The organism is Polaribacter porphyrae (genome assembly GCF_002954685.1).
GTDB classification, from domain to species: Bacteria; Bacteroidota; Bacteroidia; order Flavobacteriales; family Flavobacteriaceae; genus Polaribacter; species Polaribacter porphyrae.
Window position 1 is genome coordinate 3,016,607 of the sequence record NZ_MSCN01000001.1, and the last position, 11,763, is coordinate 3,028,369.

The window sequence follows — 11,763 nt, forward strand, 5'->3', positions numbered from 1 at the left end:
TGGTTTTCAATTGCACATTTGTATCATCAAAACAAAACAACCGTTTTAAAACATTCTTAAAATGGTAAAAACAAAAAAAATGAATACAAAAATGAAAACTTTACAAATTTTAATTGCACTCTTATTTTCAGGAATTTTAGCTGCACAAACCATAACAGGAAAAGTATCAGACAACATAGATGTTATCCCTTTTGCAAATGTGATTTTAAAAGATGGAACTCAAAAAATAGTTGCAGGAACTACCACAACAGATGAAGGAACTTTTGAGCTAAAAACAGTAAAAGGAACATATACTTTAGAAATTAGTTTTTTAGGATATCAAATGTTATCAAAAACAATTATTGTTGATAAAAACATCAATTTAGGAATACTAATTCTCAAAGAAAATGCACAAGCTTTAGATGAAATTGTAGTAAAAACAGAAAAAAGAGTTATTGAAAGAAAAATAGATCGATTTGTTTTTAATGTAGCAAAAAGTATTGCTGCAGTTGGCGGAAATGGAGTTGATGTTTTAAGAGTTGCTCCAGGTATTCAAATGCAGAATAATACTTTGTCTATTTTGGGAAAAGGAGCAACACAAGTAATGATAAATGGTAGATTATCTCCTTTAGCAGGTGACGAATTAATGAGTTTTTTAAGTGGATTTTCTGCAAGTGATATCATAAAAATTGAAGTAATTACAAATCCGCCAGCAAAATACGATGCTGCAGGAAATGGAGGATTGATTAACATTATTTTAAAGAAAGGAATTCAAGATTCTTGGAGAAATGCTACTACTGTTTCTTACAATCAAAATCGATATAATTTTACCACTTTAAACAATAATTTTTTCTACAATAAAGGCAAATTTTCTTTATCAACAAGTATAAATGCAACAAAAGGAGCATTAGAAAATTTAGAAGGAATAGCAATTGAGTATCCTAATAATTTTTGGGAAATAGATTTGATTGGTAAAATGGGTAGAGATCAATTTTCAGGACGTTTTTTAATAGACTATGCAATTTCTGATAAAACTACTTTCGGTGTACAATATTTAGGAAACCAAACCAACCCAAATATCAATTCTATGACAACTTCAACTATTTTTGACAGCAATAATAATTTGGAAAGAAGTTTGCAAAATGAAGCAGATAATCATAGAGATAGCCAAAATCATTCAGTAAATTTTCACATTATTTCTAAATTAGATGATTCAGGTAAAAATATTTCTTTTGATGCAGATTATTTTACGTTCAACTCTAATAATACTTTAGATTTTAATACAGAACAATTTAATAATTCTGGAGTATCACAAGGTATTAGCTCTGCAGCTTTAAATATTGCAAATCAAAAAATTGACAACTTTAGTACGCAGATAGATTTAGATTATCCAATAGAAAAAGTAAATCTTTCTTATGGTGTTAAGGCTAGTTTTACAAACTCTGTAAGTGATGTTTTGTATTTTGATACACTTTCTGGAAATCCTATTTTAGACCCAAACAGATCAAACGCTTTTGAATATAAAGAAAACGTTTTGGCAGCTTATTTTTCTGGAAACACAAAACTAAATGATAAATTAACGATGCAATTTGGCTTGCGTTTTGAAGATACCAAAACCACAGGGATTAATGCAGAAATAAATACAGAAAACAAGAATAATTACAGCAAATTATTCCCTAGTTTATATTTTTCTTACGCAAAAAATGACAATAATAACTTTAATTTTGCTTATGGTAAGAGAATTAACAGACCTAATTTTAGAGATTTAAATCCGTTTCGTTTTTATATAAATGATAATAGTTATAGTGTTGGAAATCCGTTTTTACAGCCTTCTTTTTCAGATAATTTTGAAGTTTCTCACTTATATAAAAATAATTTAAGCACCAGTTTTTCTTTAAACATTACGAATGATGGTTATAGTGTTGTTTTTAATACAGATGCACAAAATCAAGATCAAATAGTTACAAGAGAAAACTATTTTAAAACATATAGATATACGTTTACAGAAAGCTTTTCTTACAACAAAGTTTCTTGGTTTAAAAGTCAAAATAGCGTTAATTTGTTAGGTTATGTTACAAAATTCACCAAAGATATTGGTACAAATCCAAAAAACGGATTGCAGTTGTATGTAACATCAAACAATACATTTTCTTTGAGTGAAAACACGAAACTACAAGTAAATTCTTGGTATAGTTCTCAACACAACAGAGGTTTATTTAGTATGGGAGAAATGGTAGATTTATCTTTCGCATTACAGCATCAATTTAAAAACAACATAAAAATGTCTTTATCATTTAATGATGTTTTAAATACAGCAAGTTTAAGGGATTACGTTTCTAGCGTAAATGGAATTCCGCAAAATTACAGTCAGAATGAAAGTTCTAGAAACTTTAGAATTTCACTTTCTTACGATTTTGGTAACAAAAAAGTAAACGTAAAAAATAGAGGTTTTAGTAATGATGATGAGCAAAGAAGGAGTAATTAATTGCGACTTCCTAAAACAAAAACCCTTTAAATTCATTTTAAAGGGTTTATGGCAGATTCTTTATTATTCAAATAATTATTATAAAAACTTATCTGCTTTTACGTTTGTATCTCTTTTTTTGCGTTTTAAATTTTTGTTTTTTCCGCCAAATAAATAAGAAAGTCCTACAAAAACAGATCTAGAATCTCTTCGAAATTCTCCTGTTTGTATAATGGTTCTGTATGCCTCAAAAGCAAAACGTTGCGTTCTAAAAATATCGTTAAAATTAACACTTAATGTTCCTTTTCCTTTAGCAAAATTATATCTAGCTCCTGCATTTACAAAGTAGTTTTCTTTCAATTCATATTGTAAAACTTTTTGTTTTCCAGTATATAAAGCAAACAATTGAAAGGTTAAGTTTTTACTCGCTTTAAAACTTTGGTTAATTTTTGCATTTAATAAAGTATTATTTACAGACACACTTTCGTTTTCTATAACACCCTTTTGTTCTCTAGAATACACATCAAAACTACTGTTAATTGTCCACCAATTTAAGGGTTTGTAGGAAGCAGAAAGTTCTAAACCGTAAGCATTATTATCATCAAAATTATCATAATCAATGATTAATAAATTAGGATTATTGGTGTCAAAAAATCCTCTTCTATTAATTTCATCAGAAATTTGTCTGTAAAAACCACCAAAAGTAATATTGCCTTTATTAATTTTTCTGGTATAATTTAATTCTATCGAGTTTGTAAATTGAGGCACTAAACTTGGATTACCAGTGATAATAATTTGAGGGGTGTTTAAAAGTCTAATTGGGTTTATTTGGTTTAAAGAAGGTCTGTCTATTCTTCTACTAAAACTAAATTGATATGAGTTTTTACTAGTTTCACTGGGCACATATTTTAAAAATCCTGAAGGAAATATGTTAAACAATTTATCTGTGAAGAAAAAAGGAGCTTCTCCGTTTTCAAAAAAATTTGCAGCCACATTATAATCTTCTAATCGTACACCAAAATTGTATTGCCATTTATGCCAAAACTGACTTATAGTTGCATAAAAAGAATAGATTTCTCTATCATAAGAAAATGCAGAGTTGTTAAAATTTGGGTTTCCAGTTTCATAAATATTATCGGTTTTTCTAATTCTAGTTTCTAAACCTAATTCTAGAGTTGTATTGTCTGAAATTGGATTTGTATAGTCTAAATTAATAGTTGTGTTTGTTCTCTTGTTGGCAATTAATTCTGTATAATCTATAGAAGGTCTATTCCCTGAAAAAATAAAATCATAAGTATTTTCACTATCTAAAGTGTTGTAATCTACCTCTAGCTCAATACTGTGTTTTTCTTTATTAAAATCGTGTTTAAAATCAAAATTGTAACTAGCATTGGTATTTTCTGTATTGGTAATATCAATTTGATTAAAATTATCAGCAGGATTGTTAAAAAAGAGAATACCTCTATTACCATCAATATTATTATTTACAAAATTTTGATTGGTGTAAAAAGAGAATGTATTTTTATCGTTGATAAAATAATCAAATCCTAGTTTTACTAAATGAGAAGTATTATCGTTAACATTATCTGTGGTTTGTGAAGTTTTTTCAATTGTTCTAGTAACTTTTCCAAAAGATAGACTTTTGCCAAAATTATTCCCATAATTTCCATAAAAATTTATTTTACCTCTTCTATAATTTAGGTTGATGGAGTTGTTGTATCTCGCTCTTTCTCCGTAAGTAAAACCAGTATTAAACGAACCGTTAAAACCTAAATTCGCATCTTTTTTTAAGATAAAATTTATAATTCCACTCATTCCTTCAGGATTGTACTTTGCTGACGGATTTGTGATTAACTCAATCGTTTTTAAAGAAGTTGCTGGTATTTGTTGTAACAATTCTCTTGATGATAAATTGGTTGGTTTTCCATCAATAAGAATTCTAACATTTTCATTTCCTCGTAAAGAAATATCTCCATCTTGATTAATACTTACAGAAGGTATATTTGTCATAATATCACTTGCAGAAGCACCAACTGTGGTTAAATCTTTACCAATAGTTATAACTTTTCTATCAACTTTTTGCATAATTGTAGAACGTTCTACTGTAATTGCCACAGCATCTAGAGAAGTAGCATCTTCTTCTAAAAGAATAGTTCCTAAATCAATTTTGGTTTTATTTTTAGTAAACGCTATTGTTTTAGAAAATGTTTTAAAACCTATAAATTGAACCTCAAGAGTATACGTATTTAATTCAATTTTTGAAATTTTGAACCTTCCATTATTATCAGTAATTCCGCCAGAAACTATTTTGTCAGAAGATTTTATAATGATGTTTGCATATGATATTGCTTCTTTGGTTTCTTTATCTAAAATTTTACCTGATACAGTTCCTTTCTGTGCAATTAAAGAAGAAGAAAAAACAATTAGAATTAATAAAATTAAAGTGTTTTTCATATTTATTTTTCTTCAACTAAATTTACTTCTGCAGTAAGTTTTACATCTTGTCCTAAAGCAAATTTTGCTGGTGGATAATTTGTGCCAACATTAAATTCTTCTCTTTTAATTACACCAGTAATTGTAAGAAATTTGTTATTATTTTTAAATCTTGGGTGTATAAATGTACCTTTATCAATCGCCTTTAAAACAATACTTTTTGTTATGCCTGTCATTGTAAAATTGCCTTCTATTTCATACTCTTTTTCTCCTGTTTTACGAATATTAGTACTTACAAATGTTATGTTTGGGTGTTGGGTTGCATCAAAAAAATCTTTTGATATTAAGTGCTTATCTCTATTGGATTGATTTGTATTTATAGAATTTGTTTCAATAGTAATAGTTACAGAAGAAATTTTACCATCTTCTTGTATAAAAGAACCCGAATATTTATCAAAAACACCTTTAATATTTCCAATTTTAAAATAGGTTATTTCAAAGCCAATTTTTGTATGATTAGTATCTATTTTCCAATTCGATTTTTGAGAAACGATTAGCAATGAGTGTAAAGCGAATAACAAAACTAATATTGTAGTTTTATTAAAAATAATTGTTTGTTTTTTAATTGATATCATCTTTTGTTTTTTAAATTATTTAGCCAAAGTAGATATCGTTTTTACTTGTTTTATGTGATGCAGACAGATGTAAATTACCCAATGCCAAACAGAAGAAAGTAGTTGATGAGTTGTTTTGTAGTCGTTTAATGCTTGTTAGACATCACTTTATTAGTATTTATACTTTATTTTATAAATACCCCTTTTAGAATCGTATCTTTATTTTTTACAAAAAAATGGTGCAAAATATCCGAACATTTTTAAAAAATTCAAAACTTAAATATCTTATATTCTGGATATTAATTTTTCTGTTTTCTGCATCAACTTCTAGCTGGTACTATACAACTTCAGAAGAATTGATAATTACTTATGTAATAAGATCTGGTTTGCAAATTACAATGGCTTTTATTATTTTAGAATTCTTAATTCCGAATCTCTTATATCAAAAGAAAAAAAATGCTTTTATAATATCCTTTGTTGGAGTTTTATTGATGTTCTATGTGGTTTGTACTTTAATTTATATGAATTATTTCGAACCAACTTTTCCCAAAACGTATCAGAATTATATAAAACGTTTTAATGATACTTCTTTTTTTGGAAGGCTAACTAATTATAGCGAGTTTATTGTAAAAAGTTTATATCTTTTATATCCAACATTATTATTGTTGATTTTTAAATTGTTGGTAGAAAAACAAAACGTATTACATTTAAATGAGCAGAAAAAAATAGCTGAATTAACTGCTTTAAAAAATCAATTAAATCCTCATTTTTTATTCAATACTTTAAACAATTTGTATGTTTTAGCTTTAAAAAAATCTGATGATGCACCAAAAGTTATTCAAAAACTTTCAGAAATATTAGATTATATTTTATATAGATGTAATGATGATTTTGTTCCTTTAAAAAAAGAAATTGAGCTGATAGAAAATTACCTTTCTTTAGAAAAAATAAGATATACAAATCGGGTAAACATCACCTTTGAAAAGAATATTACTGGAGAAGAAAAAGTTGCTCCTTTATTGTTGTTGACATTTGTAGAAAACGCCTTTAAACATGGTGTTGTTAATGAGATTGATAAAGCAAAAATAAATATCAGAATAACAAAAGAAAAAACACACCTTGTTTTTTCAATAGAAAACAGCAAGCCAACAAATATAAATATAGTATCAAATAAAGAATCTATAGGATTAGAAAATATTAAAAAACAGTTAGAATTATTATATCCTAGAGCTTATAATTTAATTATAGAAAATAATACCAACTGGTTTTCTGCCAATTTAAAACTAGATAATGTATAACTGTGTAATTGTAGATGATGAACCTTTAGCAAGAGAACTTATAGAAAGTTATCTTGAAAAACTACCCAATTTTAAATTGATAGCTTCTTGCGCTAATGCAATTGAAGCAGGCACTATTTTAACTACAGAAAAAGTAGATTTACTTTTTTTAGATATAGAAATGCCTGTTTTAAAAGGGACCACTTTTATAAAAAATTTAGCAAATAAACCTAAAGTAATATTTACAACAGCTTATAGAGATTATGCATTAGATAGTTACGAATTAGATGCTTTAGACTATTTACTAAAACCTATTTTCTTTGAACGCTTTTTTGCTGCGATTCAAAAATTCTTAAAAACTAAAAATACTGATTGTAACTTCTCAAATATAAAAAACATTAAAAAAAACAATTACGTTTTTGTAAATAAAGCTAAAAAACAAATTAAAGTAGATTTTGATAAAATTATTTATTTAGAGAGTTTTAAAGATTATATAAAAATTCATTTTAAAGAAGATACTTTAATGATAAAAGAAAGTATTTCTTCTTTCGAGAAAAAAATTGACAAACGCTTTATCAGAATTCACAGATCTTATATTGTAAATAGCGAAAAAATAACTGCGTTTACTAAAAATGATATTGAAGTTGGTAATATTGAAATTCCTATTGGAAACAGTTACAAAGAAAATATGATTCCTTTTTTAAATGCTATTTAATTAAAAAAAGTACACTTGTACAGATTCAAACTTATAATTCTTACCTTTAAAGTAGATTTGTCTTTAAATTTAAATAATGATTTTTGAGAGTGTTTTAGACTTTGTTTTACTATTTGGTATCAGTATTGGATTGTTTATTTCTACTACACTATTATTTGTAAAAAAACAGAATAATAAGGCGAATAGAACTCTTGCGTTTATACTAATATTAGCAGTAGTAATGCTTTTAGGACGCTTGTTTTTCTTGCGATTCTACAAAGATATTTTACTCTTTAGAATTGGAACTAGTGTAGATGGAACTGTTTTTATTTTTGGACCATTAGTGTTGCTTTTTTTAAAATCACTTTTATTTAGAGATGATAAAAAACCGAAAATGAAGATTTGGTATTTTATACCAGCAATTATTTATTGTATTTATGCATTTTATACATTTAGTATGAATAATGATGTTTATTATGAAAAAGTTACTACAGGTAAATTCAATAAATTCTACTTTTTTATTGAATTGTTAGGTATTATTACCAACAGTTTTTTTGTTTATAAAAGCTATTCTATTTTAAAGAAATATCGTTTGTCAGCATCAAAAGAAATCTCATTTAATCAAAATATTGTTTCGTTTTCTAAATATTTTTTAGGAGCTTATGTGTTTAGCATATTGGCTTGGATTCTCGGATTTATTTCTGCTTATATATTAGGTTATTATTCCAAAATATTCAATTATGATATGGTTTGGATTTCTATACCTATTTTTATTTATATCATAGGTTTTTATGTGTTATCACAACCAGAAATTTTTAAGGTTGCTATAAAATCTGAAATTAAAAAAGTACCACAAAAAAGACTTACAGAAGAAAGAATTCTAGCATTAAAAAACGAAATAGAAAAATTACTTAAAAAGGATAAAATTTATCATAAAACTAATTTATCTTTGGGTGATTTGGCAAACGAATTAGAAATTTCTAATAACGATTTGTCTTGGCTCATTAACAACAGTTACAACACTAATTTTTATGAATTTATAAATAGTTATAGAGTTGATGAATTTATAGAAAGAATTAAAAAAGGTGATGCAGAAAAACACACAATTTCAGCCATTTCTTTAGATGTTGGTTTCAATTCTAAATCTACATTTTACAAAGCATTTAAGTTGATTACAAATACAACTCCTGTTAATTATATCAAAAAACTGAAGCTAAAAGGTTAGTTTTTTGTTTCAATTGATACAAACGAACTCTTGTAGAAATTATTCATTTTATATTTCGATTTCAGAATCAAATCAATCTAAAATGAGAAAAATTATACAGAGTATTATATTGATATTATTCATATCAAATTACACATTTTCACAAAATAATCAACCCAAAGTAGAAACATTATTATCTGATTTTCCTGCAAATGGTTTTCTAAACGTAGATAAAGATGGTAGCCTCTATATTTCTGAATATGGAGTTTTTGCAAAGACTGGAGGAAGTGGAAAACGACTTTATAAAGTAGCTCCAAATGGCAAGTTATTAGATTCCATTACCAATCTTTCTGGACCAATAGGAACTGTAAAAGATGCAGATGGAAATTTATACATCAACAATGATAATAACACAAAACGAAGCATTATTTTAAAGGTTGATAAAAAAGGAAATCAAACCAAATTTGCAGAAGTTAAAGGCTGGCCAATTGGAATGAAAACCGATAAAAATGGCATTATCTATTTAACAAATTACAACTCTCCAGAAATTTATACCATTGATAAAAAAGGAAAAGTTAGTGTTTTTGTAAAAGATGATGAATTGATAGGAACTGCTGGAATCGATTTTGATTCGAAAGGAAATTTAATTGTAGCCAATTTTGCAACAGCAAAAATATTCTCTATAAACCCAAAAGGAACCATTAGCAAAATAGCTGAATTAAAAGATATTGTAATTCAAGGTTGGGGAATTGGACATTTAACTGTGCTTGATGATACTATTTATGCAACAGGAATTGCAGTAAGTAAAATCTTTAAAATTTCTTTGGATGGAAAAGTAGAAGTATTTGCAGGAAATGGAAAACCAGAAACAAAAGGTGGTTTGCTAAAAGAAGCATCATTTAATTACCCAAATGGAATTACAAGTGATAAAAAGAACAAAATTCTCTACATTTCTGAATATGGAGCAAAAGGAGGCATTCGAAAAATTCAGTTGTAGCTAAAATGAGTTCAAATAAAAAGCAGATTAATACTACAAATTGTATTTAATGTGTTTAAAGACCAAAGACCAAGTGTTAATACTAATAAAATCTACTAATTTAAAATGAAATTACATTCTTATAAAAACCTTGTTTTTATCTCAATAATTATTTTATTCTGTTTTCAAATTAACGCTCAAAAAAGTAAGTGTAATTATTTTAACTTACCAAAACCCGATTTTACTCCACAGACTTTTAACCCAAAAATATTAGATTTAAACGGAAGTTTTAAATTTAACGTTGAAATAAAAAGTTGTGATGAAATTTATTTCACAACAATTAATAATAAAGAAAATATTTACTTTTCAAAAAAGGAAAATAACAAATGGAGTAAGCCAAAAATTGCTTCTTTTTCAAGTCTGAAGTATAGTGATGCAGATCCATTTTTAACCAAAGATAGAAATAGCATATATTTTATTTCAAAAAGACCTACCCATAAAAATGACAAAAAATTAGATTGGAATATTTGGGTTAGTGACCGTAAAAATAATGATTGGTTAGAACCAAAACCTCTTCCACAACCAATAAATTCTGATGATTCTAACGAATATTTCTTTTCCATTTCAGACAAAGGAAATGTTTTTTTCTCTTCAAACAGAAAAGGTGGAAATGGTTCTTTTGATATTTATACTGCTAAAATTTTGGGTAAAAATAAATTCTCTAAACCCAAAAACGTAGGTAACCCAATTAGTACAGACAAGTACGAATTTGATCCTTACATTTTTCCTGATGAAAGTGTTATCATTTTTTCAATAAATAAAAAAGGCAATAGTAGTTTATATTTTAGTAAAAAAGATAAAAACAATAACTGGACAAGACCTAAAAGTTTAGGAACTAAAATTAATATCACAAATCAAGATTTTGCGCCATCATTATCTGCAGATGGAAAATTCTTGTTTTATTCAAATAATGGAAAACTGAAATGGGTAAGTTCAAAAATTTTAAAATAGCGTCTGTTAATTATTTTTCAAACCATTCCAACCTTGAGCCTTCAATTCAATTTCTTGGTTTGCTCTTGTAATTAATTGTAAACCTTGGTTTTCTGCTGTAATATGTCCAATAATAGAAAAATTCGGATTAGCTTTTACTTTATCAAAATCAGAAATAGGAACTGTAAACAACAATTCGTAATCTTCTCCTCCACTTAAAGCAACCATTGTAGAATCTAACTCGAATTCCTCGCAAGTAGAAATTACTTGCGGATCTAAAGGTAATTTATCCTCATAAATTTTACAACCCACTTTACTTTGTGTACAAATGTGAAAAAGCTCTGAAGATAATCCATCAGAAATATCAATCATAGAGGTTGGTTTTACTTCCAACTCTTTTAACAAACCAGAAATATCTTTACGTGCTTCTGGTTTTAACTGGCGTTCAATTAAATAGGTGTAATTGTCTAAATCAGGTTGATTATTTGGATCAACTTTAAAAACTTGTTTTTCTCTTTCTAAAACTTGTAATCCTAGATAAGCAGCACCTAAATCTCCAGAAACCACAATTAAATCTGTTTCTTTTGCTCCACTTCTATATACAATATCTTCTTTATCAGCTTTACCAATGGCAGTTACAGAAATCAACATTCCTTTGGTAGAAGAAGTAGTATCTCCACCAACTAAATCTACTTTATAAGTATCACAAGCCAATTGAATACCAGCATACAATTCTTCAATAGCTTCTAATGGAAATCTGTTAGAAACAGCTATAGAAACTGTAATTTGTTCAGCTTTTCCGTTCATTGCATACACATCAGATAAATTTACCATAACAGCTTTGTACCCTAAATGTTTCAAAGGCATATAGCTCAAGTCAAAATGAACGCCTTCTATCAATAAATCTGTTGTAACTAGAGTTTGCAGTTCAGAAGCATCTAAAACTGCAGCATCATCTCCAACTGCTTTAACTGTTGATTTGTGTTCAACCTTAAAATATTTTGTAATATGATTTATTAAGCCAAACTCGCCAAGTTCTGCTAATGATGTTTTACTTTGGTTTTTATCTTCTAACATACTGCAAAGATAAAGACTTCGATAGTTATAACAATATAATTTACAAAGTTGGTTT

At 27.0% G+C, this 11,763-nt stretch carries 9 protein-coding genes; 6 read left to right on the forward strand and 3 right to left on the reverse strand.

Going from position 1 to position 11,763, the window contains the following annotated elements:
- The first annotated feature begins 91 nt into the window (after nt 1-91).
- On the forward strand, nt 92-2,464 hold the full coding sequence (locus BTO18_RS13600) for a TonB-dependent receptor (RefSeq protein WP_226789047.1): 2,373 nt from the start codon (nt 92-94) through the stop codon (nt 2,462-2,464).
- A gap of 78 nt (nt 2,465-2,542) precedes the next feature.
- On the opposite strand, the gene BTO18_RS13605 is transcribed toward BTO18_RS13600, so the two are convergent.
- Both BTO18_RS13605 and BTO18_RS13610 read right to left on the reverse strand, forming a co-directional pair.
- On the reverse strand, nt 2,543-4,897 hold the full coding sequence (locus tag BTO18_RS13605) for a TonB-dependent receptor (protein ID WP_105016746.1): 2,355 nt from the start codon (nt 4,895-4,897) through the stop codon (nt 2,543-2,545).
- 2 nt (nt 4,898-4,899) lie between these two features.
- Nucleotides 4,900-5,511: a YceI family protein gene (locus tag BTO18_RS13610; protein WP_105016747.1), complete on the reverse strand. Its 612-nt coding sequence runs from the start codon at nt 5,509-5,511 to the stop codon at nt 4,900-4,902.
- 215 nt (nt 5,512-5,726) lie between these two features.
- Here BTO18_RS13610 and BTO18_RS13615 point away from each other — a divergent pair, with 215 nt between their 5' ends.
- From BTO18_RS13615 to BTO18_RS13635, 5 genes are all read left to right on the forward strand, one after another.
- Nucleotides 5,727-6,788: a sensor histidine kinase gene (locus tag BTO18_RS13615; RefSeq protein ID WP_105016748.1), complete on the forward strand. Its 1,062-nt coding sequence runs from the start codon at nt 5,727-5,729 to the stop codon at nt 6,786-6,788.
- Nucleotides 6,781-7,482 carry a LytR/AlgR family response regulator transcription factor gene (locus BTO18_RS13620; RefSeq protein WP_226789048.1) on the forward strand — a complete coding sequence of 234 codons (702 nt, stop codon included), beginning with the start codon at nt 6,781-6,783 and terminating at the stop codon, nt 7,480-7,482. Before BTO18_RS13615 ends, BTO18_RS13620 begins: the two co-directional genes overlap by 8 nt.
- A 76-nt stretch (nt 7,483-7,558) precedes the next feature.
- Nucleotides 7,559-8,686 carry a helix-turn-helix domain-containing protein gene (locus BTO18_RS13625; RefSeq protein ID WP_105016750.1) on the forward strand — a complete coding sequence of 376 codons (1,128 nt, stop codon included), beginning with the start codon at nt 7,559-7,561 and terminating at the stop codon, nt 8,684-8,686.
- Between the two features lie 82 nt (nt 8,687-8,768).
- On the forward strand, nt 8,769-9,662 hold the full coding sequence (locus tag BTO18_RS13630) for a Vgb family protein (protein WP_105016751.1): 894 nt from the start codon (nt 8,769-8,771) through the stop codon (nt 9,660-9,662).
- 105 nt (nt 9,663-9,767) lie between these two features.
- Entirely contained in the window at nt 9,768-10,652 is an 885-nt protein-coding gene (locus tag BTO18_RS13635; RefSeq protein ID WP_105016752.1) for a TolB family protein, read from the forward strand.
- A 6-nt stretch (nt 10,653-10,658) separates the two neighbouring features.
- Here the strand turns inward: BTO18_RS13635 and thiL are convergent, their stop codons facing one another.
- Entirely contained in the window at nt 10,659-11,708 is a 1,050-nt protein-coding gene (gene thiL, locus BTO18_RS13640) for a thiamine-phosphate kinase (protein ID WP_105016753.1), read from the reverse strand.
- Nucleotides 11,709-11,763 lie beyond the last annotated feature (55 nt).

Coding starts and splice junctions, on each gene's coding strand:
- BTO18_RS13620 (WP_226789048.1), top strand. CDS start 6,781: ATGTATAACTGTGTAATTGTAGATGATGAACCTTTAGCAAGAGAACTT.
- BTO18_RS13610 (WP_105016747.1), bottom strand. CDS start 5,511: ATGATATCAATTAAAAAACAAACAATTATTTTTAATAAAACTACAATA.
- BTO18_RS13600 (WP_226789047.1), top strand. CDS start 92: ATGAAAACTTTACAAATTTTAATTGCACTCTTATTTTCAGGAATTTTA.
- BTO18_RS13625 (WP_105016750.1), top strand. CDS start 7,559: ATGATTTTTGAGAGTGTTTTAGACTTTGTTTTACTATTTGGTATCAGT.
- BTO18_RS13630 (WP_105016751.1), top strand. CDS start 8,769: ATGAGAAAAATTATACAGAGTATTATATTGATATTATTCATATCAAAT.
- thiL (WP_105016753.1), bottom strand. CDS start 11,708: ATGTTAGAAGATAAAAACCAAAGTAAAACATCATTAGCAGAACTTGGC.
- BTO18_RS13615 (WP_105016748.1), top strand. CDS start 5,727: ATGGTGCAAAATATCCGAACATTTTTAAAAAATTCAAAACTTAAATAT.
- BTO18_RS13635 (WP_105016752.1), top strand. CDS start 9,768: ATGAAATTACATTCTTATAAAAACCTTGTTTTTATCTCAATAATTATT.
- BTO18_RS13605 (WP_105016746.1), bottom strand. CDS start 4,897: ATGAAAAACACTTTAATTTTATTAATTCTAATTGTTTTTTCTTCTTCT.